The sequence below is a fragment of the Chloroflexota bacterium genome, from assembly GCA_018648225.1.
In the GTDB taxonomy this organism is placed as follows: Bacteria; Chloroflexota; Anaerolineae; order Anaerolineales; family UBA11858; genus NIOZ-UU35.
Genome location: JABGRQ010000048.1, coordinates 1 through 25089 on the forward strand (window position 1 = coordinate 1; position 25089 = coordinate 25089).

Here is a 25089-nt window from a genome sequence, read left to right on the forward strand (position 1 = left end):
GCACCCTGTACAGCCCTGTTTTTGGTTTTTTATCGCTGCCCGATGGTGTGAAGTAGCGCAAAATTGGCTGGGCCGTGTGCCCCAATGGGGAATCCGGCGAGCAATACCACTTCTTGCCCCGGCTGGATGGCTGTTTCCGCGATCATCGCTGCCTCAACATGGGCCAGCATTTCCTCCACGGTATCGGCGTGCGGCACCTGGTAAGGGGTCACACCCCACACTAACCCCATGCGCCGATAGGTTTCCGTCTCGGGGGTGAAAGCCAACACCGGCACACCGGGTCTCGTCTTTGACATCAGGCGCGCCGTGCGGCCACTCTGTGTGAACACAGCAATCGCAGCTACCTCTTTATCTAATGCCATCTCATGCGCTGCCCGCGTAATAAATAGGGCATTATCATGGGGCATATCCTGGCTCAGTTCAATTTTGCCATGCCCCCACTCGCGCATATGCGCCTCCGCCGTAGAAATAATTGAGGCCATCATTTCCACGGTTTTTAGCGGATATTTACCCACTGCCGTCTCCCCAGAGAGCATCACCGCATCACTACCATCAAAAATGGCGTTGGCAACATCCGAAGCCTCGGCACGCGTGGGGCGCGGCGAATTCATCATCGATTCAAGCATTTGCGTGGCCGTGATGACGGTTTTGGCGTGGCGGTTCGCCATTTGGATGATCTCTTTCTGTGCGACGGGGACCATTTCCGGGGACATCTCCACCCCCAGGTCGCCGCGCGCCACCATGACCCCATCGGCGGCGTGGATGATAGCGTGTAGATTTTCCAGCGCTTCTGGGCGTTCCAGCTTGGCGATAATGGGCGTGTTACTGCGTTCTGGATTCAGGTTGTTGATTATTTCGCGTAGGTGGGTAATATCTTCAGCAGAACGCACAAATGAGAGCGCGATGGTATCCACCTTGTGTGCCAGGCCGAATTTCAGATCGGCCTGGTCTTTCGTGGTAAATGTGCGGATGTTCAGACTCGCTCCGGGCAGGTTGACTCCTTTATGGGGTTTGAGCGTGCCCCCGAGGAGCACCTCCGTCTCTACCGAATTTGTTCCCACGGCTGTAACTACCAATTCAAGGTTGCCATCATCGAGCAGAATCCGCCCCCCGGTTGAAACGCTTTGCGGAAGTTCAGCATAATCCACTGAAACCGTGTTTGCATCGCCTTCAACTTCTTCCGTTATCAATGTCAACGCTTGGCCGTTTTTAAGTTCAACTTGCCCGTTTTTAATTTCCCCCGTGCGGATTTTGGGACCTTGCAGGTCTTGCAGGATTGTCAGCGGTTGATCGAGCTGCTCTGCGATACGCCGCACCCGCTGAATAACCGCAGCGTGGTCTTCATGTGTGCCGTGCGAAAAATTAATACGGGCTACATTTACCCCGGCTGTGATGAGCTGGCGCAGCGAGTTTTCATCCTGGCTGGCAGGACCAATAGTGGCAACAATTTTTGCGCGACGGTTCATAATGATCGGTTCTAGGTTGCAAGTTGAAAATTGAAGGTTTCCAGGCTATTCGGTTCCCGCCCTTCAACTTTCAATTTGCAACATTCAACTTATATATAGTGCAATTCCTTCGCTTGCGCGGTCAATTCATCCCGAAATTCCGGATGTGCGATATTAATCAGCGCCAATGCGCGTTGGCGAATGGTTTTGCCATACAGATTGGCAACGCCGTATTCGGTGACAATATAGTGGACATGGTTGCGGCTGGTAACTACTCCTGCGCCATGTTTGAGCAGGGGGACAATACGGCTAAAATTCTTTGCTTTGCTGGGCAACGAAATAATAGGCACACCGCCCTTTGAGCGCGCCGCCCCGTAGATGAAATCCAGTTGCCCGCCAACGCCGCTGTATAACTTGGGGCCAATGCTGTCGGCGCATACCTGCCCGGTGAGGTCAACTTCAATGGCCGAGTTTACGGCGACCATGCGCTCATTTTTGGCAATTACAAAGGGGTCATTGACGTATTCTGTGCGGTGAAATTCGATCAGGGGGTTGTTATGCACCCAGTTATACAGTTTCTTGGAACCCAGGATAAACCCGGCGATAATCTTGCCGGTGTGTAACGTCTTTTGGGCGTTGGTGAGCACACCGGCTTCAACCAGATCAATCACGCCATCCGAGAATAGCTCGGTGTGAACGCCCAAATCTTTTTTGTCGAAGAGATATTTCAGCACCGCGTCAGGGATCGCGCCAATACCCATTTGCATGGTGGCTCCATCGGGGATCAATTCAGCGATATAGCTGGCGATACTCTCCACAATTTCGGAAGGTCCATCAGCCCCCATCGTCAATTCGGGCAAGTCATAATCTACTGGCACAATATAATCCAGCTTGCTCACATGGATGAATGAATCGCCCAGTGTGCGCGGCATCTGGTTATTCACTTCGGCAATAATAATTCTGGCCGATTCGGCGGGGGTTTTACTCAAACCAACTTCCACGCCGAAACTGCAAAAACCATGTTCATCGGGCGGCGAGAGATGTACCAGCGCCACATCCAGTGGCAGATGACCATTTTTGAAAAGCAGGGGAAATTCCGAGAGTAATACGGGGCTAAAATCGGCACGACCTTCCTGAACGGCCTTGCGGTTGTTGGGGCTGATAAACATGGTGTTGACCCGCAGATGGCCTTCCATCGCCGGGCTGACATAATCGGCAGAGCCAATTGTGAGCGCCTGGCAAATTTCCACATCTTCGAGATGCGGGGCGCGCTCGACCAACGCGCTGAGAACGCTTTTCGGCACCGAGCAGTTTCCGGTCAGGAATAGGCGATTACCCGACTGGATGTTTTTTACAGCTTCTTCGGCGCTGACAACTTTGTTTTTATATTGCTCAACCCAACTCATGGCGTTACCGTCTTCCTTGCAGCGAATCTTGCATTTTCTGGTGTACGATTTCGCCCCGGTGTGTATACACGCCTCGCAAAATAGCCGGATTTCGCTCAAAAGATTTTTCGATACCAATTTCTGCGACCATCTGAACAATCGGCCAGGATGCATTGTTGAGAGCGTGGGTCGCGGTGCGCCCTAAAACGCCAGTCATATTGGGTACGCAGTAATGGATGATGTCTTCTTCAACATAGATGGGGTTGCTATGGGTGGTAGGGCGGCTGGTTTCGATGCAGCCACCCTGATCAATTGCCAGATCGATGATGATGGATCGGGAACGCATCGACTTCACCATTTCACGGCTGACCAGCATCGGCGCGCGTTCTCCAGGGATTAGCACGCTGCCAACCAGTACGTCTGCAAAGCGGCAAACTTTTTCAATGTTAAAGGCATGGGAGACCATTGTGACCACCCTGCCCTGAAATTCTCGATCCAGTACGCGCAAACGATTGAGTGAATGATCCAGAATGTGGACCGTGGCCCCCAGCCCGAGGAAGTTGCGCGCCGCCGCGGTGCCAGCGGTGCCCCCACCCAGGATAATCACCTCCGCGGGGGGGACGCCGGGCACCCCGCCAAGCAGGATTCCCTTGCCCCCAAAGTTATTCTGGCTAATGGTGGCTGCCACCTGGGGCACCATCCGCCCTCCGGCCTGACTCAGCGGAATCAGCACCGGCAATTCGCCCTCTTCATCCTGAATAATCTCATATCCGACTGCGGTAATCTGTTTATCCAGCAGCAGATCAATTTTTTCAGAGCGGCCTGCTGCCAGGTGCAAGAAACCCATGATGATTTGTCCCTGGCGCATCCAATTAAATTCTTCATCGGTTGGGCGAGCCACTTTGAGCAATAAATCGGCACGCCCAAAGATTTCTTCGCCGCTATAGACAATTTGCCCGCCCGCTTGTTGGTAGTCGTAGTCGCTGAAGCCGCTACCTACACCAGCTTCATGTTCAATATAGCACGTATGCCCGGCCTGGATGAGCAGTCGCACGCCTGCCGGGGTCAGGCCCACACGAAATTCGGAATCGCGGCGTTCACGGGGGATGCAGATATTCATACGTTTGCCTCGTATTGCTGGCCCAAAGAGCCATTATTTTACAAATCTGTCATTCTGTCGAGCGTAGCTTTGTATTTTTGGATAGGGTCTTCATGTATACAAAATCTATTGAACTAACTTCACCAAAATGGCTTTTTGCGCGTGTAGACGGTTATGTGCCTGCGGGAAGAGCCGTGAATGAGTCCCATCAGCGACTTTGTCGGTAATTTCTTCACCGCGGTGCGCTGGAAGGCAGTGCATCAAAATGACATTCTCTTTGGCTTCGGCAACCAGTGCGGCATTTACCTGATAAGGCGGGAATACAGCCTGGCGCTTTTTAGTCTCTTCTTCCTGACCCATGCTCGTCCAGGTATCGGTGTAGATCACATCCGCATTTTTAACGGCCTCATGTGGATCGTTGAGTACAGTTATCGAACTGCTATTTTCTGCGGCGAATTTTTTGCCCCGTTCTAACCCTGCAGCGGGCATTTCATAACCTTTGGGTGTGGCAACGGTGAAATTCGCACCGAGTTTGGCGCAGACATGCAATAGGGAGACCGCCACATTATTCCCGTCACCGACGTAGGTGATATTGAGACCTTTCATAGCCCCATATTCTTCATAAATCGTGAGGGCGTCTGCCATTCCCTGGCAGGGGTGATTGTAATCGCTCAGACCGTTGATAATTGGAATGCTAGCCCATTTTGCCAGTTCTTCAACATGGGCATGATCAAAAACACGCGCCATGATAATGTCGACATAGCCAGAGAGTACGCGGGCAACATCGGCGATGGATTCGCGTTTTCCAAGTCCGATCTCAGCAGGTGAAAGATAGAGCGCATCGCCTCCTAGATGGCGCATCGCCATATCAAATGAAACGCGCGTGCGTAAACTGGGTTTTTGGAATACCATGGCGAGAACCTTATTCTTGAAAATAGGTTTATTGCCTCCATCTTTCCACTCTGTTTTGAGTGAAACAGCCAGGTCGAGTAATTCGTGCAATTCTTTTGCAGAATAATCGGCTATTGCGATGAAATCTTTCATGACAGAAACCTCCGAAACAAATTTATTCGTAACTTAGGGAAAAAATAATTGTGATGAAGAAACTCTTGAAGCGAGATCTTGAGAAGTATATCACGATTGCTTTGCCTCGCTGTACGCCAATAAGGCCGTGAAAGTACGATTATTTTCGATTTGTTGTAGCGATAACCTTGAACTTTCCTGTCATGTGTAACAGTTGTACTTCTTGAGCGTTAATAGAAGTATTGCGAATATTGCGTCTGTGAGTACGTTTTTACAAGATAAGAGCAACGTTTCCCTAAATGTGATTTCTGTTTTATAATTAAAATGCAACTTTATGAAAATTTTTACCACATAGCGCGAAAATATTATTAAAACGGTGGTGCGCGGTTACGGAGTGACTCACACCCCAATTTTTGGGTTTATCGCTTGCTGTAGCGAAAGCCGTGACGAGGAGATTTCTGTGAATGCAAAAATTCTTGTTGTAGATGATGATGAAATTACCCTAACTTCGATAGCAGAGATTTTATTGACAGAGGGGTATTTTGTTGTTGAGGCCAGCAATGGAGCGGATGCGCTCAATATTCTTGAACAAGATGATATTGATTTGATGCTGCTTGATATTATGATGCCAGGGATGAGCGGGATTGAAGTTTTACGCGATGTTGAACTTATTTCTCCGGAAACAAAAGTCATAATGCTGACCGGAAACGCCTCGTTGGATACAGCCGTCAGTGCATTGCGTCATTCAGCTTATGACTATATTAGCAAACCCCAGGGAGCGCAAGAAATTCTCAGCCGGGTAGCAAATGGCTTGGCTCGCCGGGACGAAGAGAAGCACAAACGTATTTTGATCGCTCAGATCGAAGATTCGATTGAGCAATTGAAAAAAGCTGAGGGCATGACCGAAACGGTGAAATACAAGCGGAAAGTGATGTCTATGCCAGATGGGGTGATGCTGGACCTTGCCCGCCGTGAGATTTGGCGCGGCAATAACAAAGAGCGTCTTACTCCCACCGAAGGGAAACTTTTAGAAGTATTTGTGACGAGCTGGGGTCGAGTATTAACTCATGGAGAATTGGTGTTTTTGGTACAGGGATATGAAGTTGCTGAATGGGAGGCTCCTGAGGTTCTGCGCCCACTGATTAGCCGTTTGCGCCGGAAATTAGCAACCTTTCCAGATGGTGAGAGATGGATTGCCAGTGTTCGGGGCACCGGCTATATTTTTGATGCGGATCGACCGGTTTGATACGTTTTCCCCAGAGTTGGTGTAGCGATGAATAATCAAAGTGCGTGGAAAATTCTCCACGCACTTTGATTATAACTTCTGTTGCACATTAGTCGTGTGGATGCCAGGGGAGTTCACTTGAGATAGTTGGGTGGCTGAGCCAACTTAACCACCCGCCTGGCGTATCTTTTTGTGGGAGTGTTTTTTCCATGCTAATCAAGATCAGGCTAATGCCTAGCAGCGCTGCGCCAAGCCATTGGAGGCTACTGAGTTGTTCTCCCAACCAGACATAAGCCATTAGTAGCGTAACCAAAACTTCGCTCAACCCAAGAATGGCGGTTTGCATTCCCCCAAGATGTTTGACACCCAAAAATAAAGTCAGGCGCGAGAGAAAGGTCACAACAGTCAGACCGATCATTGGCATCCAAACACTTGTTTCATGGGGTAATGTGCTCACGGGCGAAAAAAAGAATGTGGGTAATAGGACTGCGCTCATCGCCAAGAGGGTATAAACAGCCACCGTGGGGGCAGGCATATCGTAGAGTACGCGCTGATTAATGGGCAGGTGCAAAGCATAAAGTGCAGCCCCCACCAGCATTTGCAGCACCCCCACCAGATCTATAGTTTGTGTCCCGGTCTGAATTAGTAGATAAACCGCAGGAATTGTTAATCCTAATCGAAACAGCGTTAATCGGCTTGGGGGCTGTCGGTCGAGAAACATCCATAAGGCAACGAAAAGCGGGTAACACGAATAGAGCAATAGGCCCACACCTGCATCAATTCTCCCTAGCGAACTGTAGAAAAAGAGCGACCCGATACCATTGATCCAACCCGCTAGCAAACACCCCAGCAGACCTGCCGGGTAAATGTATAGATAGCGTGGTCGAAAGATCGCCATCAGAATTAGCAACATCAGCGCCGCCAGAATTGTGCGTGTGGCGACAACTGTCAGCGGAGAAGCTCCGAGAAGAATGGCTTTTTTGCCAAAAACGGGAGCCATCCCGAAAAAAATTGCTGATGACAGTGCTGCCGTGATGCCCTTTGTGCGAAGTTTTGACATATGAAATTAATCGTTTCCGTTCCCTAACAAGGTATTGATTTCGCCAACTAACTCATCATCTAAGAATTCGCCTTTTTGCATCAGCGTATGGATGCGCCCGCGCAGGCGAATTTTTTCGTCGGGGGTGAGTGCTTTTGCAGTTACAACGATCACGGCAATCGAGGCTGTATCTTCATCGGCCTTGAGAGCGTCGAGCACACTAAACCCATCGACTTCCGGCATCATCAGATCGAGTATCATCACATCGGGATGTTCTTTGCGGGCCAACTCGATGGCTTCGCGGCCGTTGGTGGCCTCATAGATGGTGTATTCTCCCTGGGATTGCAGAATCCGGCGGATGAGCCGACGAGCATGGGGATGGTCATCTACAATGGCGATGCTGGAATACTGCTTGGGGGTGATTCTGCTTAATGCGCTGAGCAAACCCTCCTCGGGTTTTTCTTCCGGCGGCTTTTCGGGGATCTCTATATCGTGAACCCAACCATCGCCCAGGATCATCTTTTCTACCGGCATGGTATGTCCGGTCAGGTTGATGACGACGATATCATCAGGCTTGATCTGCCCGGCACGCACCATTTTTATCAATCCGGCAAAGGCCACTGCAGAAGCAGGCTCCATAGAGAGGCCTTCCATCTTGGCAAGCACATGGATGGCGCGGAAGGCTTCTTCATCGCTGACGCTTTCGAAGGTGCCGCCATTGGCTTGCAGTATGCGTTTGCGCAGCAAGGTATAGGTGCCTCCGGGGTCTCCGGTTGCCAGGGTGGCAATATGTGTGCGCGGTGAAAGTACCGGCTCAGCCTTTTCAAGGTTGTTTTTCCACCCGTGAACCATTGGCGCGCAGCCCTCGGCCTGGATGCTGGCAAACGCTGGAATACGATCAATGATTCCCATTGTTTTAAGTTCGTCAAAGCCCTTGAGCACACCCACCGGGCCTAAGCCTCCGCTCACGGCCTGAATATACCAGTTAGGGGATTGCCAGGGAGGGGCATTTTCTGTGCCCTTTGCGGAGGGAGAGCCCATTGCATTGGTGAGTTGTTCACTGATTTCGAAAGCAATGGTTTTCATAGCTTCCAGGGCTGGAATTGAACGCACGCCGCGATCGAGATACGATGTTTGGAGGCGCTGTTGGGCAAATTCTGCTGCGAGCGCTTTCGTTTTATCGTATGAAGCCGTAACTTTGATTACCTGTGTGCCATATATAGCTACCTCGCGCATTTTTTCGGCGGGCACCAAGCTGGTGAGAAAGGCCCACAATTTGATTCCTGCGCGAGCGGTGTACGCTGAATAGGAGATCGCCACATTCCCGGTGGATGCCAATACAGTCTCAGTGATGCCTGCTTCCTTGAGGGCGGCTACGGTGATGGAAGCCTGACGGTCTTTGAAGGACCCCGTGGGGTTTTGTCGTTCGTCTTTAATATATAGATTTTTTAGCCCCAACATCATTCCCAGATTAGTGGCTTTGAGGAGCGGGGTTCCGCCTTCGCCCATGCTGATGGCAGGGTGGTGTTCGTTGATCGGCAAAAGTTCGTAAAAGCGCCAAATATCGAAGGGACGTCCCGCCAGATTGCCGAGGAAGTCTTTTGCAATTGCTTTGTAATCGTAGCGCGCCTCGCGCCAGCCACCGCCACATTGTGGGCAGTTTATTGCTTGTGGGGTATACGAAGCCTGATGCCCACAGTTCAGACACTCGGCAAAAACATGGGATTGCAGAGAATGTTTCATAAAAACAGTTTTACGAATAACCTTTCTGAAATGATAATTTGGAAGATACTGTAGTATTGAAAAATCAGCAATAGGGAAATAGTAAGGCCATTAAATTTTCAAATTGCACTTTGTGGGAGCCAGAAATTATGGTCAGACCCCCACCATGCACCTTCTTAATCTGCTTCCGGCGCAGAAATATCACGGATACGATTGAGCGCATTGCGAAGATCATTGCTTAGTATAGGTTTGAGCAAATATCCCGCGGCTCCCATAACTTGCGCTTTTTCTTGCTCTTCACGTAGACTGCAAATAATAACCGGAATATCTTGTGTGTCCGGATCTGCTTTCAGGGTTTCGAAGATTTCCCAGCCATCCTGATCGGGGAATACCAGTTCTAGTGTAATGGCGAAGGGTTGATATTGGCGCGCCATTTCCTTCACATCGTCGGGTTCCACAAGGGTGATAACTTGATAATCGGTACCTTGAAGATAGCGTTGATAGAGCAAAGAAACCTGAATGTCGCTGTCAACGGAAAGGATGGTAAGTTTGTCCTTTGCTGTGAGTGGGAGGGAGAATGAGAAGGTACTCCCTTTTCCAGGAGCGCTTTCGACATTGATCATCCCACCGTGCAAATCGACCAAAAGGCGTGTAATTGAGAGACCCAGGCCAGTGCCGCCAGTTTTGCGTGTAGCTGAACCATCAACTTGTGTGAATGGTTCGAATAGATCGGCTTGTGATTCGAGTGGAATGCCAACACCTGTATCGGTAACACTGATATAAATTTCGGGTTGGCCGAATGAATCGAGCTGTTGTTTTGCCGAGAGCGTGATGGAGCCTTCATCTGTAAACTTGGCTGCATTAGAGAGCAAATTTAGCAAAATCTGACGGACGCGGGTTGGGTCAGCGTGAACCTGAGGCAGTGTTTCGACGATGGATGAAATCAATTTGACAGGTTTGTCTTTTACCAGGCCGCGGGCGGTCGACAGTACGCTTTCGAAAATTTCAGTGAGATCGATTTCTTCAAAAGCGAGTTCCATCTTTCCAGCTTCAATCTTGGAAATGTCGAGAATATCGTTGATCATATTCAGTAAGTGTTGTCCTGCGCTGTAGATTGCGGAAAGATCTTGCTGTTGCTGATTGGTGACCGGGCCGTCAATGCCTTTCATAATAACGCGCGAAAAACCGATAATAGAGTTCAAGGGTGTGCGTAATTCATGGGACATATTGGCCAGAAATTGCGACTTAAGTTTATCTAACTCGCGTAGTTGTTCCGCCGTTTCACGCTGTTCCTCATACAGGCGTGCATTTTGAATGGCGGCTGCAGCCTGTGTAGCCAGTGTATGCAAGAGGATGATTTCTTCTTGGGCGAAGTTTTCAGCAGGGGAATTCCGATTGATAGAGATCACACCGATTACGCCTTCAGGGTTGCTAATGGGGATCATAGCGTTGACGGCGATATTTGATGCTTTGAAGGCGTCGCGAGCATGTTCTTGCAGTTGCGGATCAGCAGTGCTCACTGTAAGTGGTTCTTTACTCTCAATAACCTGTTGAGTAAGCGGGTAGTCGGAAAGCAGCAGCGTTTCTCCGATCAGGCTGGCATCGTCGCTACGGCGTGGATAGATGCCAGAACGGGTGATGGTATTGCCTGAGAGCATGAACAAGCTGGCGCTGCTGGCTTTGGCGGTGGCAGTCATGTGCGAAAGCAGGGTATTGATCACACCATCTAGGGTGAGCGCAGCGTTGAGTTGTGATGTAGTTTCCTGTAGCGCGGAAATATTTTTGAGCTGTTGTTGGGTCTGTGCGTAAAGCTCAACATTTCGGAGGGCGATAGCCACCTGTGATGCCATCGCCATCATTAAGTCCACATCTGATTGTGTGAAATTAGGTTCTTCAGGGAGATTGATGGCTGTCATCGTACCCATGATTTGATCGCGATGCAATAAAGGAACGACGATAATTGCGCCACAATTGGTTTCGATGCGCCGTTGCTGGGCAATTTCGTTCTCCCGGGGGTCTGGGACATCCTTTGGAGATAGTGCCGCTTCCCTTGTTTCGAGCACCCACCCGCTGAGTCCGCCGAGCAGTTCTTTATAAGGCACATGAACAACATGTTGTGCGCCGGGGCCGCCTTCCAGGAAATTGGTCACTTTCTCGTTTTTCGTATCGAAGGTGATTAGCGTGACGCGGTTGGCGGGGAGTTGCTGGGACACTGAATGAACGACGGTAGCTAAGAGATCGCGCAGTTCTTCTACTGAAAGTACAGAACGGCTGATATCATAGAGAGCTTCAGTGCGCCCGAGTGCGCTTTGGGTTTCTTCGTACAGGTTGGCATTTTCGATGGCAACCCCAATTTGCTGACCCACAGCTTGCATCAGGCCAATAGCAGCCACAGGCGTATTTTTCTCCCGGCTGAAGGCGCATAGAGTTCCCAGTATCTCAGCGCGCACTTCCAGCGGCACGCCCAGGTAGGAGTGGATGCCCAGATCAAGCAATCCCTGAACATTGATCGGAGATTCTATCGTCAGGTCATTAAGACTGACGAACTCTTGCTGCACATAGACGAGTTCACAAAGTGTGCCTTTAAGCCCATTGGTTTTCAGGATGTGCAGTAATTCTTTGGGGAGCGCCTGGTGTGAAATCAGGTCGAGGGTTGCGGTTTCTTTATTATAAATACTGATCAGGCCGCTGTCGAAGCCGGTGCTTGCCAGCACTTGTTCCAACACATCGGCGAGCATGTTTTGCAGTTGCAACGAGTGGCTGGCGACGTTGGTAATGTTGTAAAGCGCCTGCGTTTCGTTGAGTGCAGCGTTCGTGCGCTCGAATAATTGCGCATTTTGCAGCGCAATGGCAGATTGGCGTGCAATTGCTACCAATAAATCCTGATGGTGCTGGGTGAACATGCGCGGGCGCTGCACGTTTTGAGTAACGATCACACCGAGGACTTGATCGCCGATCAGCAATGGAACGCCCAGCCAGGATTGAGCTGGTTCTCCAATGATGATTTCTTCCAGATCGAGTTCACGAATGACTTCATCAACATTATCGGTGATGAGGAGCGGCACACGCGAATCGATCACATATTGGGTCAGCCCTTTGGTCTTTTTCATCGGCGGAATTTCGCCAATTTCGTGGTTGTCGATAACTAGTGGGAAAGAGAGCAGTTCCTCAGCTTCATCATAGAGGCATACAAAGAAGTAGGTTGCATCCATTAGCCGGGCAGTGTACTCATGGATGGTATGGATAATGTCTTGAACATCGAGTTGGCCGCCCAATTGGAGACTCATTTCATTGAGTGTAGTAAGTTCACTGGCGCGTGCCTGTGTCTGGTCGAAAAGACTTGCATTTTGCAGCGCATTGGCAACCTGATCCGACATGGTTTGCAGTGCGGTAATATCTTCATCGGAGAAGGCGTTGGCGATCTCGCTCTGAATGGTCATGGCGCCAATCACTTCACCGCGGCTGCGCAAAGGCAAGGCCATTTCGGAGAGCGTGTTGGGTAATATGGGGTTGACGAAACGCTCAACTTCATCGGGAGCCAACAGGGAGATACGGGCCTCGCCGCTGACGATACATTGACCAATCATCGATGCGCCGCCAATTTCGAGTTTGTGATCCCGTTCAAGTTGAATACGTCCGGCTTCGCCTGTACCAGCGCTTAGCACGCTCCAACGTTTGGCTTCATCATTCAGGAAAATACCCACATAGTAGAGATCAAAGCGATCGCGAATCAGGTTTACAGTTTGGATCAGAAGCGGGTGCGTTTCGAGAATGCTGCTGGCTGCCTGGGAGACTTCTGCCGCGGTGAACAACTGTTTTTGGCGAGCTTCAATTTGCTCGAAAAGACGTGTGTTTTGAATGGATGTTGAGGCTTGTGCCAAAATGGTTTCAATCAGCCGGATCTCATTGGCGTTTAGGCTACGTCCTTTTTCGGTAATGTGCAGGCCTACGGTTCCGATGCTTTCGTCGGCAACCACCAACGGTAAGAGCGCGAGTGTTTGTGTGCCGACGATCTCAATCAACCGTTTCATGGCTGGGGGTAGGGGCTTGTTTTGAATATCCTGAATATATACCGGGGACTTTGTTGTGATTGTTTTGAGCATTGGCGTATTTTCCAAGGGGATGATGCTGCCTGAAATCGCCGGGATTTTTTCTAAATTTGTTAAACTGACAATGGCATCAATGGCTGTTTTATCAGGGGTAATCAAACCAATGGTGAGATAATCCACTGGCAGGCTTGTGAGCAGGGCTTGCCCGATGATATTAAGATTTTCCTGCATATCCAGTGATGAGGCCACCTGAGAGACAATATTATTGATGAGTTGCAACTCTTCAGTGTGTGCTGTAGTTTCCTGGAATAGCCGGGCATTTTGCAGTGAGTTGGCAACCTGATCGGCCATTGTCTGGAGGGCAGCAATATCGTCCTCAGAGAAGGCGTTGGCTTCTTCGCTCTGAATGGTCATTGCGCCCAGGATGATGCCACGACTGCGCAGCGGCAGCGCCATTTCGGAAAGGGTATTGGGAAGCACCGGGTTTATAAAACGTTCCACTTCGTCGGGGGCCAGTAACGAAATACGGGCGTCGCCGGAAGCAACACTTTGTCCAATCATCGAAGTTCCGCCAATTTCCAGTTTATGCCCTTGCGCCAACTGGATTTTGCCTGCTTCACCAGTACCGGCACGCAGCATGGCCCAGCGCCCTGCCTCGCCGGAACGGCTGCCATCGTCATCGGTGAGGAAGATACCCGCATAATACAGGTTGAAGCGGTCACGAATCAGATTTACGGTTTGTTCGATGAGCGGGTCGGTTTCCAAAATGCTACTGGCTGCCTGTGATACTTCGGCGGCGGTCTGAATTTGGATGGCTCGTTCTTGAATTTCTTCAATTAATTGCTCGCGCTCTTGTTCGGCTTGTTTTTGTGTCGTAATATCGCGCTGTACAGCTACAAATTGTGTGAGTTTATTTTCTGAATTGAAAATAGGCGCAATTGTGAGTTGGGCGTAATAGAGTTCGCCATTTTTGCGCTTGTTGATAAGTTCACCGCGCCAGGCTTTTCCTTGTGTAATCGTTTCCCACAGGTCTTTATAGAAATTGGCCTCTTGCTTGCCGCTTTTCAACACGCGGGGATTATTTCCAAAAGCCTCTTCAGCGGTGTAGCCGGTAACGGTTGTGAAGGCTGAATTGACAAATACAATATCGCCCTTTAAATCGGTAATCACAACCATATCGGCTGTAGATTCTACGGCACGGCCCAAGCGTTCTTGTTCGGCGAGCGCCTTTTGCGAAACATCGAAGAGACGCGCATTTTCTATGGCGGTTACTGTCTGCGCGATAATCGTTTCCACCATCTGGGTTTCATTTGCCGTAAACATTCGCCCCTCATCCTGTATGCCCAGGCCCAGCGTGCCGATAGCCTCATCTTGTATCACGAGCGGGTATATTGCCAGTGCATAAATCCCCAGTGTTTTCATTGTTTCGTGGATGGGTGCTGTCAGGGGGTCATTTTGGGCATCTTCAATAATCACCGGCTTTTTGGTGGTGAGGGCTTTCTCAGAAGATGGGTTTCCCTGGACGGGAATATCCATACCGATGGAGGGCGGGAAGGCGGGGTCCGGGTTATAGTCGCTGACGACTTTTAAAGTGTCTCTGGCTGCATTGAGCAGGGCAAAACCTGTTTGGACGTGGAGCGCTTCGCCCATCTCGGTGGTAATGATCTGTAAGCTCTCCTGAAGGTCAAGCGAGGAAGCAACCTGCGCCACTACGCGGTTGATGAGCGCTAATTCTTCCGCACGGCTGATCGATTCCATGAAAAGGCGTCCATTTTCAACGGTGATGGCTGCGGTGGTGGCAAACGCCTGGAAGAGGGATAGATCGGCCTCGGTAAAACGATTGCTTTCCGGGGAGCGTCCGGCCAGGAGAATGCCGCGCAATTCGCCTTTGAACATTAATGGTGTGCCCATCAACCGTTTGAGGGGGAAATGGGCGGGCGGTAAACCAATCGAACGCGGGTGCTGGCTAACATCATCCAGCAGCACGGTTTCGCCTTCGAGAATCGCCGAGAGAACCCCCTTGCCCTCTGGCATCCCGCTGAGATGGAAACGTTCAAGATCGACACCCGTAACCTTAAAGAATGGGGGCTGCGAAGGATCAGGGTGTAAAATCAGCAATCCGCTGTAATCTACCGGCACCAGATCATTCACCATTGCCACCAATTGTTCGCTGAGACGTTCGAGGTCCAACTCGGCGCTGATATCCTGGCTGGCTTTGTGCAGGCGGCTTAGTTCGCGGGCGCGCTGTTGTGCTTCTTCGTACAGGCGCGAGTTGTCGAAGGCCACCGCTGCCTGCGTAGCCAGTGTCAGCGCGAGCTCCAGTTCCTGGGGTGTTAAGTCACGCTCTTTTTCATAAGTTTCCAGTTCAATCACGCCAATGCTTTCCCCTTTTAACACGATTGGCAGAATGATCAGTGAGAGGCAATCATGGGCGCGCATATAAGCCAATTCGTGCGGGTCTGCATTTTCGTCGCTGGCGTGAATAATTAAAGGTTTTTGTGAGCGGAGGACTTCAGCCGTGGCGGGGAAGTCACTTAAATATGTAGGTGTGCCGGCGGCAAAGGGTGTAATTTCGTCCGAATCGCCGACATAGTAATCAGACACGACGGTGAGTGTTTCGGGATCTGTGAGCAGCGAAATCGAAGCCTCCGAAACCCTCATGGATGAAATAAATTGCCGCACAATAATCCCGGCGAGTTCTTCAAGCACCAGGGGGGCGCTGGCGATCGATTGGCTGACTGATGAAATTGTAGTCAGATCTCTTACACGTAACTGAATTTCATCAAACAGGCTGGCATTACGCAGCATGGCGGCGGCCTGACCGGCCAAAAGTTGCGCCAGGTTGTGAGCGCTCTCTTCAAAGGGCCGGTTGGCCTGGCTGCGGGTAAGTGTGAGCACGCCCGAAACCTGATTTTGCCAGATCATTGGGGCGGCCAGCGCAGCGTGGAAAGGAGCATCCGCAAATGAAGTGGCTTGCCCCGACCATGCCAGGTAATTATCCACAACCTGGAGTTGTTTTTCAGCATATGCCCGTCCGCTGAGCCCTTCGCCAGATTTCAATCGCCGCCCTCCCATTTGCACATCGTCAACCTGATAGGTCAGCGCCAATACGAGCTCTTTTGTAGCCTCATCCCATACCCATAGCCCACCGCCATCGGCATCGAGCAGTTCCATTGCCCGGCGCGTGATAATATCGAGTACGGCATTCAGATCAAGCTGTTGCTGTGCCAGTTCAATCGAAATCTCATGCAGAGTGGACATCTCACGGGCGCGGCGTTGTTCGGCTTCGAAAAGCTGCGCATTTTCCAGCGCCAGGGAGAGCTGGTAGGCAACCTCCTGTGCCAGCAGCCGCTCATCTTCGCTCCAGTCGCGGGCGGGTGTATCGTCAATAATCTCCAGCAATCCCAGGCTATTTTTTAGCTGAAAGGGAACCGCGAGTGTGGCAGGCGAATCTTGGGTGGTGCTATGAACCACGGTTTGGCGTGTATCCCAGCTTTGTTGCCCGGCGATTGAGTAGGGAGAAGATACGTTAGTGCGTTGGTTATCTTCGATGGCAATCCCATCCGTTAGCGAAAATTGAGGCGCGGTGTTCGCTGCCGCGGTTGAATCATCTTGCAAAATTTGAGTAAAGCCGCGCCAGCCGTTGAATTGCCCTTTTTCATTGGAGGTGCTGAAGTAATGAATGCGGGCGGGGATTTTTTTCCCGTGTGGATTGTGATAGATGACGCTAAATTCACCCTGGGTGGGGTGCTGTTCTAATTGAGACTGGAATCCGCTCGGGGTTTCTCCGGTCAACTGGAAAGTTGTCAATGATTCGCCAATAAAGTCAGCAGGATCAACCCCCAGGGCTTGTTCCACTTCCGGGCTGCAGGTCAGATAGCGTCCATACGCATCACATTCCCAAATCCAGCCGAGAATGGTTTCGGCCTCAATGGGCAGGGGAATATCTTCGGGTATCAGATCTGAAAACAAGTCATTGAGCCGCTTGCTGAGGTTATTCGGATCAGACATTTTGGGTTAACTCCTGAGCCAGGGCGCGATATTCTTTTGCGCTGCGAGTGTTGGCGGCAAAGTGTGTGATGGGGATACCGGCAACAGTGCTATCTCGCAGGCGGGTATCAACCTGGATAATTGTATTGCATACTGCTTGTTTGAAGGTTGTGCGCAATTGTTTGCTAATGCTGATATGTGAACCAATGCGTTGATCGAACATACTGATAAGAATGCGATAATTCAATTTGGGGTTATCTTTCATGCGGATCGAACGTACGATGCTCAACATATTTCGTAAGGTATATACCGACAGGTATTCAGGCAGTGTGGGGATTACCAATAGATTTGCCGCTACCAGTGCATTGTGAGTGATTGCGCCCAGAGCGGGTGGGCAATCGAGGATGATGGTGTCATAGAGTTGAATATTTGCGAGCAGATTCTTCAGGATGTTTTTATAATCCTTCCGGATCGGCAAAAAACGTTCGGCCATGATTAACTCGGCATTGGATGGGATCAGATCAAGCCCTGCGATGCTGGTTTCGCGGCTGAGGCCTATCGGTGTTGTAGCAGTAAATAGCATATCCGCTGTCGAATGGCGGATGGTATGCGGTGGTGTGCCTAATGCCAGGGTGAGGCTGGCCTGGGGGTCCAGGTCTATTAGCAGCACTTCCCGCCCGGATTTCACCAACGCGCCGCCGATCGAAACCGCTGTTGTCGTTTTCGATACACCACCTTTTTCGCTGGCTATAGCAATGATATTTGTCATCCGCGCGGCTAGTTTTCCTGTAGCATAATTTGTGCTCGTTTGGCCTGAAGCGCTTCACGTAATTCACTGATGGCGATTTCGAGCATTTCTTGAGGATTGTTAGTAGAGCGGATTTTTGTAGTGATTTCGGTTACCAAACTCTCGCGCGCGGCGCGTTGTTGCGCATCACGGTGTGAACGCGCATTTTCGAGCGCGAATTCGAGTTGGTCAATCAATGCATCCATAAGGTTGATTTCATCCGTATTCCAGGGGGGAGCGGCGGCATCTTTTTTGAGACGCACTACGCCCAACGTGTGGCCGCGCAACACAATAGGGATCGCCAGTGTGCGCTCATCCAGGCGAACATTGCGACCGCTCTGGGCGGCTTCAATCATCTCACCTGTCCACGGTTTCTTGGAGACATTGACACTCTGTTGGGAGGTAGCCAGAAAACCCAGTTGTGGTTGTGTTCTGAGGAATTCTTGCCACGATTCCTGGCTGAGTGTGGTATAAGCCCGGCGGGCAGTTTCCAATGTTTCCTGGTTTTCAGTGAACAGGCGCGCATTTTCAATCGCAATCGCAAGCTGATTTGCCAACACCTGGAGTACAACAATATCTTCATCGGAGAAAGCCGCGGAGCGTTTGCTTTGCACATCCAATGCCCCCAGCAATTTACCACCCACCATGAGTGGTAAGGCCATTTCGGAACGGGTTTCAGGCATATCGGGATTGTCAAAATATACGGCATCGCGCCCAACATCCAGCGCAATGCGTGGTTGGCGTTGGGCCGTTGCATAGCCAACAATGCTGGTTTCGGAGACCTTTAGCTGGTGGTTGCGCGCCAACATGCGCTGCCCACCTTCGCTATTGGCTGCCTGTAACACCGCGTATTCTCCGGTTGAATCCAGCAGGAAGATACCCGCGTGATAGAAATCGAAGCGCTCACTGATAAGGTGGGTCACTTGAGAGAACAGGTCGTTAATATCGCGGATGGTTGTGGCAGCTTGCCCAACTTCGGCAGCCGCCTGCAACTGACGTGCCCGCAATTCCAGATCGAGCGTGCGCGCAGCGACGCGCTGCTCTAGCTCTGCCTGGGAGGTTTGAATTTGTTGGGCCATGACATTGAAAGCATTGCCCAATTGTCCAAATTCATCTTCGCGCGTAATTTCAACACGCTGATCGAGTGCCCCCATGGCAATTTTGCTGGCCGCGTTGGTGAGTTTTTCAATCGGTTGGGCAATATTGCGGTTTGTTTGTAACGCCAGAAGCAAGGTGAGCACAATCGAGATGATGAGCGCCAATGTTGGATATACAATCACAGCTTGCCGCGCCGACGCAAGTAGATCGGAGGCTTTTTGCTCGGTGATCTGGGTTTGCTCAACCAGGGCCGTGATTTGATTTGAGAATTTTTGTTGATCTCGGATCAAAATGCCCATGCGCAATTGCGCGCTTGGCCACTGCGCATGATTGGCCTGATTCAGCATGGTTTCGGCAATGCCGATGAGGTTATTGATAGTGGCAAGGGCATCTTCAACTTCCGTCTCAGATGAATTCATGGGGAGCTGGGTAAATTGTTGCAGCGTTGTCCGGCTGACATTAAGATCATCCAGTGTTTCACTGATACTCGCATTGAAGAGATCGGCATCTTCTAAAGGCAATAGCTGGCTTACAACTGCAATTAGCTTTGTGCTGGCTTGTTCGGCCCTCAGGGCTGCTTTGGCTTGAGCATTGGCGCTTTGGAAATCAGCCGCGGCGGTTGAGAGCCGATTGACCTGTAAAAAAATCATCGCGCTGGCTGCGATCAGCAACAAACTAATGCTCAGACCACCAAACAAGAGTTGACGACGGATAGAGCGCCTTCGTGGATGAAGTTGCGGGGTATGTTCCATAGGTTTACCCTATTCGCTGAGTCCCTCCATGCCTTTGAGAAGTTGCGGCATATTCCAGATTTGTTCATCGCTTGCAGTTTCCCCTGCCCGGAGATATATACTCCCATCTTGCAGATTGAGTGGCCCCCGGAATAAATTGATGCTGCCATTGCCCAGACCGGCGATAAATTGATCGAGTTGTTCCTGTTGCTCAGGGGTGAGTGCTGCCCCCGTCGCAAATCCAACCGGGCTGGTATCTGGATTGTTGAGATCTGCCCAATCGGGTTCGGCCCAAACCCAGGTATGTTTCCAGGCATGATAGGAAACTGCCTCAGCAAATTGCAGGTATCCGGGACCCCAGTTGTAGTAGGGTACACCCAGGCAAATTTCGTTTACACTCTGACAGGCATTTTCGTAATCGTAGGGCACTGTGTAAACATTCTCACCCTGTGCGGCGCGTTCGGCTGTTGTTGTAGAAGGTTCAATGGTATCAATGCCAGAAAGAATAACATCGAAGCCATCATCAAGCAGCGAGTTGGTAATTTCGGTGGGGTCGGCAGTTACACCGGGCACATGAAACCAGAAACCTATCCATTCAACGCGGAAACGTAATGATTCAGCTTCAGTATCCCTGTAATTATCAAAACAATACTTTGCCCCTAAATATGAAGCGTTGGCGAGACGCAGGGTTTCGCTATTAATCAACGGGCCTACATAACCAATGGCATTATTCTCGGTAGCCAGTGCGGCAGCACATCCGGCGATCATTTTGCCGTAGATCATTTTGCCCATATAATTCGATAAATTAACAGGGCTTGCGCCTTGTAAGGCGTGGTCTCCAGAGATGTGCACAAAATATATTTGAGAGTATTTTCGGGCAACAATCAGGGTTTCAGCCGAAAAATCGTCTGAGGTGATAAAGATAAGTTGTGCCCCATTATCGATCATTTTTTTTACTTCACCTTGCAAGGTGGCCTCCGGGCGCGCGTTCGGGTTTAGATTTTCGGAGAGCAACATTTTACTGTTTGGCATATTTTGTTCAATATAGAGACCACCGTTATAATGCGCTTCACTCCATCCGTGGTCGTTGCTGGGACCAACCAGAATTAACCCAAACGTAAAATCGTCCGATGCTGCAGCCGTGGGTACCGCAATTTCTTCCGGCTGTGGCGTGCAGGCTGTCGTAAGAATTACGAAGAAGATAAAAATAATCACATGATAGAAGCGGGGCATATTTTCCTCCGGTGTTATTGGTTTGCAAGCTATTCGGCAGCAGGGTGGCTGCCCAGATGGACTTCTACCTCGGCCAGTTCGAGCGCCTGGCGTAATTCTTGTGCAGCCGTTTTGAGTACGGTTTCTAGGTCCAGTGTTTCCCGCATGCGGGTTGTCGCTTCACCGATTAGTTCTTCTTGCTGGGCTTTTTGTTGTGTTTCTTCGTACAGGCGGGCGCTATCGAGGGCAACGCCCAATTGATCGATCAAGGTTTGCAGGATTGCGCGTTCGGATGGAGACCAAGCACTTTGCCCCGATGGCTTTGCCGCGCGTATTTGTCCAATGCTTCTGCCGCGCACGCGTATTGGAATGGACAGAATATCCTTTTCGCTGTGTGTAGTTAAAATACCTTGTGGATCCAAAGATTTTCGGGTTTGCTCTTGGTGAGATTGGATGAAATCACGCCACGCGCTGCTGGTGAGTTCTCCGCGTGCGGAGCGTTCGGCCTGAAGACTCTTTTCAAGTTGTTGTACGAGGCGAGTATTCGCCATTGCCAGAGCAATTTGATCGGCGAGAGTTTGCAAAACGGGGATATCTTCGGGCATAAGTGCATTAGGCTCGCGGCATTGTATGTCCAATATTCCCAAAATCTCTTTTCCCGCTCGCAGGGGTAATGCAATTGCTGACAGGATTTCGGGTAATTCAAGGTGGTTCAGCGCGGCAGAACTTGAATTGGCCCCCACATAAATTTGGGCGTGGCCTCTTTCTACAATGGGTTGAGTGATATTGGCTTGCCCAAGCTCAAGCTGGAAGTTATTGTCAAGCGCTTGCATACCTTCAGCGGACGATGCCGCTTCCAAAATAGCAAATTTCCTTTGCTCATCTAGAATGAATATTCCGCAGTGGTAGAACTTGAATTCTTCAGAAATGATATGGACGATTCCACTAATTAGATCATCAGCGCTTTGTATTTGGGAAGCCAAACGGATCACCTGGGTGGCAGCCACTAATTGAGAGTTTTTATGTTCAAGGTCAGCCGTGCGACTCACGACCTGCTCTTCAAGAATATCGCGTTGAGCCTCAAGCTCTCGCGCGGCGGCGCGGCTTTGCTCAATTGTGGTGGCTACCCGAGGCATGAGATACCCCAGTGAAGCCACGATGACACTTCCCAACATAATCAGGTTTACGATATGGCGTACCCAGCCTGTCAGGTTAGTTATATCGGTAGGGATGAGTGGTGAAGCGCGCCCTGATACAACCAGAGCGCCAAAGGCGATAAAAGTTAAAGAACTGATGATGAGAAAAGTGATGCTACTTCTTCTACTGTATAGCAATCCGGCTGCGAAAACCAGGGTGATGAAATACCCTCCGCTTTCACTGGAAGGACCAACCGAGATCAAATTCACCAATCCTATGAAGTATAAAACAATCAACAGCGCGCTACTTTGGACGGTATAGGGTATGTTGGGGCCAAACCCGATCACCGCCATAAATAACAACAGGCCGAAGGAAAAATAGATCGGCCAAAAAACTTGATTTGTATACGCGTTTACAGCCGTAGCAATGGCTGCGAAAACGCCAATCACTACCAGGGCACGTAATGCGCCGCGCACCAATTGAGTCTGCCAGGTTCTCAGCTCTTTTTGTGATGTATGTTGTGATGGTGGGTGAACTTGTTGGTCTGTCATGCTCCGGTTATCCTTGAATACTTTTATCCCGGTCAAGAATCGTGTATGGTATCTGGGTCAAGTTGAATTTCAATAGCCGCGTCACCAAATGCCTGGCTGATTTCCTGTATAGCTGTTCCGAGGACGCGGTCAACTTCGAGGCTTTCGCGCATTCGTGTAGTAATTCTGGCGATCAGGCGTTCTTGCTCAGCGCGGCGTTGGCTGTCTTCGAGCAGGCGGGCGCTTTCCAGCGCCAACGCCATGCGTTCAGCTACTGATTCGGCCAGGGTGGTGGTTTCGGGGAGCATCTCATCGCGTTCGACATGCAGGCTAAAGTTGCCGATGATTTGCTCTCGCAGGCGAATAGGCACAGACAATTGCGTGCCGATTGGTTCTAGAGCAGGTTCTGATGAATTCTCATAATCAGTATCGCCCAAGGGTTCAACGCCCACGCCGCGATAACGGTAGCCTTGTGCGCCTTTGTTGCGTTGGGAAACATCGTGCCAGGCTTCTTTGGTATATTGACCGGTGGCAATTTCTAACTGGCGCAGTGTTTGCTCTGTTTCTGTCAGTTGGCGGGTATTTGAAATTGCGGTGGCAAGCTGATCGGCTAAAATTTGCAGCACCGAGCGAATTTCTGGGTTGAACGCATTTGCTTCGCGGCTATGTGCATCCAATACGCCGATTACCTTATCAGCAACACGCAATGGCAAAATTAGCTCAGATTGTGTCTCAGGCAGCAGGGGGGTAGATGGTCCTTCGGTGGTATCATCCATCTCCAGGTTAAGATAGGCTTCACCCGTTTGGATCACGCGTCCAACCAGGTTCGACTCATCCAGCTTATGTTTGAATTCCCCCGCCAGCATTTGCTGACCAGCTTTTCCGGTAGCCGCCATCAACAACGCAAAACGATTACGATCGTCGGCAAGATAGATCGCGGTATGGTAAAAGCCAAAGCGCTCACGCACTAAAACGACGGTGCGATTAAGCAATTCGTCAAGATTGCGCACAGTGGTTGCATCACGCGCCACTTCAGCCGCGGTTTGGAGCTGGATTGTACGGTATTCGAGTTCGGCAGTACGTTCTTGTACCATTTTTTCTAGTTCTTCACGCCGTTGCCGGAGCTGTTCGTTGCGATCCAGGAGTTCTTGGGAGGTCAGTTCCAGAGAACGCTCCAGCAAAGCGCGGTCGTCATCGGTCTGCTGGTAGGCTGCATCAATTGCGTCGATGAATGCCCGCCATTCTTGCGGCACATCGGCTGAATCGATATAGCGTTTTAGCTGACGTTGAAGTAAGCGGTGCACAGTTTATCGCTCCGAGATGGTCGTGATTGTCATGGTCTGGTTGTGAAGATCGCAATTGACGTTGGGGGCTGTGGGGCAGATTTCCCCATAGGAGTAGAATCCTGTCAGGATGGTTTGCTCACCCAAAACTTCACGCACGCTTTCCACTTCATCTTCCACCATTTGCTTCAGGACAAGTTTCCGGCCAACACAACTGATCAGGATGGCCAAATCTGGCGAATGGTCGCCGGAGACTTCAAGGCTGGTTTTTGCCGCGCCAAAGGCGCCATCTACCAGACGGTCGAAATTGGCCTTCATGAAACGAGCGTATGCGCCTTCGGGAACATCACCGGCGAAGGTCATACTGCCTTGTTCGTCGTCAACGGCCAGAATGGTGCGCACCAGTTGATCGGGGTTGTCTTGTGTGCGAATGCTGAGCGGGAAGAGCAGCGCGCTGGAGGGGAGCGCTTGAGCGTGTTCGCCCAAGTATTGTTTGTAGAGATCGAGGGCTGAGCGGTCATCTAGCTCGAAGAGGACATTACCCTCCGAGCGGGTAATGATGCGTTCGGGGCCAAAGGGGTCCCACCCGCCCATTGAACCATAACCGATGCGCAGGCGATCGCCATAGAAGCCGATCGCGGCAATTGTATCGGCAGAGGGGCCACTGTTGAAAAAGACAATGGTTTCTTCAAAACGGGCGCCATCTCCGGCCAGCCCGCCTGTAACGGCAACGTTTTTGGGCAAGTGCCTGGTAAGCCCGCGCACTAATTCGCTGCCGTTGGTATGGGTGCCTTCTGAAATGATGAAAACATGTACCAGGTTTTCACTCTCCAGGTCTTGGGCGAGTCTTTCGCCAGCCTTATAGCTGTCCATATTGACATCATTCAGGCTGACCTGGACGCCTTTGACGGTGGTGTGCTCAAATTCGACCGCAGTAATGACCAATGAATCATCAAAAACGCGTGTCCCGCTGATTTCGCCCGCGGTTGAGCAGCCTATAATGAGCGCCTGGGGATAGGTTTTTCGAATGTTGAGAATATGATCGGGTTCTTGCAAAATTTCGCGCGAACCAAAGGTCAACACCCATTGAGCTTTTTTGAGTTTTCCAGGGGGCTGAGAAACCCAGCCTTTGTCTTTTCGCCAGGTGCATTGTTCGATATTCATAATTACAGCTCCTTTACTCTTCAGGTAAAAGCTGGACAGAGGCTTCGGTAACGCCCGCTAACTGTCCGAGTTCGCGCACCGCCATTTGAAGGACGGTTTCAATATCCATAGATTGATTTACTAACCTTGCACTTTAAGAATCAGAAAGAGCCAATTGGCTGCAAATTTGT

General features: G+C 50.6%; 14 protein-coding genes. 1 reads left to right on the forward strand and 13 read right to left on the reverse strand.

Going from position 1 to position 25089, the window contains the following annotated elements:
* Nucleotides 1-29 precede the first annotated feature (29 nt).
* The 4 genes from pyk to argF form a co-directional block, all read right to left on the reverse strand.
* Nucleotides 30-1466: a pyruvate kinase gene (pyk, locus tag HN413_02865; GenBank protein ID MBT3389327.1), complete on the reverse strand. Its 1437-nt coding sequence runs from the start codon at nucleotides 1464-1466 to the stop codon at nucleotides 30-32.
* Nucleotides 1467-1555: 89 nt separating this feature from the next.
* Nucleotides 1556-2851 carry an acetyl-CoA hydrolase/transferase family protein gene (locus tag HN413_02870; protein MBT3389328.1) on the reverse strand — a complete coding sequence of 432 codons (1296 nt, stop codon included), beginning with the start codon at nucleotides 2849-2851 and terminating at the stop codon, nucleotides 1556-1558.
* Between the two features lie 4 nt (nucleotides 2852-2855).
* The gene (gene ald / locus HN413_02875; protein ID MBT3389329.1) at nucleotides 2856-3950 is read right to left on the reverse strand and encodes an alanine dehydrogenase; all 1095 of its coding nucleotides are present in this window, start codon (nucleotides 3948-3950) and stop codon (nucleotides 2856-2858) included.
* A 105-nt stretch (nucleotides 3951-4055) separates the two neighbouring features.
* Nucleotides 4056-4973, reverse strand: a complete 918-nt coding sequence (argF, locus tag HN413_02880) for an ornithine carbamoyltransferase (GenBank protein MBT3389330.1) — start codon at nucleotides 4971-4973, stop codon at nucleotides 4056-4058.
* A 439-nt stretch (nucleotides 4974-5412) separates the two neighbouring features.
* Here argF and HN413_02885 point away from each other — a divergent pair, with 439 nt between their 5' ends.
* Complete coding sequence (locus tag HN413_02885) at nucleotides 5413-6198, forward strand: response regulator transcription factor (protein MBT3389331.1); 786 nt, start codon at nucleotides 5413-5415, stop codon at nucleotides 6196-6198.
* An 88-nt stretch (nucleotides 6199-6286) separates the two neighbouring features.
* Here HN413_02885 and HN413_02890 read toward each other — a convergent pair whose 3' ends face one another.
* The 9 genes from HN413_02890 to HN413_02930 all read right to left on the reverse strand — a co-directional run bounded on the left by HN413_02890 (nucleotide 6287) and on the right by HN413_02930 (nucleotide 24919).
* Nucleotides 6287-7237, reverse strand: a complete 951-nt coding sequence (locus tag HN413_02890; protein MBT3389332.1) for a DMT family transporter — start codon at nucleotides 7235-7237, stop codon at nucleotides 6287-6289.
* Nucleotides 7238-7243: 6 nt separating this feature from the next.
* Nucleotides 7244-8959 (reverse strand): pyridoxal-phosphate dependent enzyme, encoded by a 1716-nt coding sequence (locus HN413_02895; protein MBT3389333.1) that lies wholly within the window; start codon nucleotides 8957-8959, stop codon nucleotides 7244-7246.
* 155 nt (nucleotides 8960-9114) lie between these two features.
* The gene (locus HN413_02900) at nucleotides 9115-16998 is read right to left on the reverse strand and encodes a GAF domain-containing protein (GenBank protein MBT3389334.1); all 7884 of its coding nucleotides are present in this window, start codon (nucleotides 16996-16998) and stop codon (nucleotides 9115-9117) included.
* Nucleotides 16991-17746, reverse strand: a complete 756-nt coding sequence (locus HN413_02905; protein ID MBT3389335.1) for a ParA family protein — start codon at nucleotides 17744-17746, stop codon at nucleotides 16991-16993. Before HN413_02905 ends, HN413_02900 begins: the two co-directional genes overlap by 8 nt.
* An 8-nt stretch (nucleotides 17747-17754) precedes the next feature.
* On the reverse strand, nucleotides 17755-19614 hold the full coding sequence (locus HN413_02910; protein MBT3389336.1) for a GAF domain-containing protein: 1860 nt from the start codon (nucleotides 19612-19614) through the stop codon (nucleotides 17755-17757).
* A gap of 9 nt (nucleotides 19615-19623) precedes the next feature.
* On the reverse strand, nucleotides 19624-20826 hold the full coding sequence (locus HN413_02915) for a BMP family ABC transporter substrate-binding protein (GenBank protein ID MBT3389337.1): 1203 nt from the start codon (nucleotides 20824-20826) through the stop codon (nucleotides 19624-19626).
* A 29-nt stretch (nucleotides 20827-20855) separates the two neighbouring features.
* A complete protein-coding gene (locus tag HN413_02920; protein MBT3389338.1) occupies nucleotides 20856-22493 on the reverse strand; it encodes a GAF domain-containing protein in 1638 nt (545 codons plus the stop codon).
* Nucleotides 22494-22525: 32 nt separating this feature from the next.
* Entirely contained in the window at nucleotides 22526-23776 is a 1251-nt protein-coding gene (locus HN413_02925; protein MBT3389339.1) for a GAF domain-containing protein, read from the reverse strand.
* Nucleotides 23777-23779: 3 nt separating this feature from the next.
* Nucleotides 23780-24919: a hypothetical protein gene (locus HN413_02930; protein ID MBT3389340.1), complete on the reverse strand. Its 1140-nt coding sequence runs from the start codon at nucleotides 24917-24919 to the stop codon at nucleotides 23780-23782.
* Nucleotides 24920-25089 lie beyond the last annotated feature (170 nt).

Bases quoted from the DNA above. Each gene is read 5' to 3' on its own strand.
- pyk (MBT3389327.1), bottom strand. From the start codon at position 1,466: ATGAACCGTCGCGCAAAAATTGTTGCCACTATTGGTCCTGCCAGCCAG.
- HN413_02870 (MBT3389328.1), bottom strand. From the start codon at position 2,851: ATGAGTTGGGTTGAGCAATATAAAAACAAAGTTGTCAGCGCCGAAGAA.
- ald (MBT3389329.1), bottom strand. From the start codon at position 3,950: ATGAATATCTGCATCCCCCGTGAACGCCGCGATTCCGAATTTCGTGTG.
- argF (MBT3389330.1), bottom strand. From the start codon at position 4,973: ATGAAAGATTTCATCGCAATAGCCGATTATTCTGCAAAAGAATTGCAC.
- HN413_02890 (MBT3389332.1), bottom strand. From the start codon at position 7,237: ATGTCAAAACTTCGCACAAAGGGCATCACGGCAGCACTGTCATCAGCA.
- HN413_02895 (MBT3389333.1), bottom strand. From the start codon at position 8,959: ATGAAACATTCTCTGCAATCCCATGTTTTTGCCGAGTGTCTGAACTGT.
- HN413_02900 (MBT3389334.1), bottom strand. From the start codon at position 16,998: ATGTCTGATCCGAATAACCTCAGCAAGCGGCTCAATGACTTGTTTTCA.
- HN413_02905 (MBT3389335.1), bottom strand. From the start codon at position 17,746: ATGACAAATATCATTGCTATAGCCAGCGAAAAAGGTGGTGTATCGAAA.
- HN413_02910 (MBT3389336.1), bottom strand. From the start codon at position 19,614: ATGGAACATACCCCGCAACTTCATCCACGAAGGCGCTCTATCCGTCGT.
- HN413_02915 (MBT3389337.1), bottom strand. From the start codon at position 20,826: ATGCCCCGCTTCTATCATGTGATTATTTTTATCTTCTTCGTAATTCTT.
- HN413_02920 (MBT3389338.1), bottom strand. From the start codon at position 22,493: ATGACAGACCAACAAGTTCACCCACCATCACAACATACATCACAAAAA.
- HN413_02930 (MBT3389340.1), bottom strand. From the start codon at position 24,919: ATGAATATCGAACAATGCACCTGGCGAAAAGACAAAGGCTGGGTTTCT.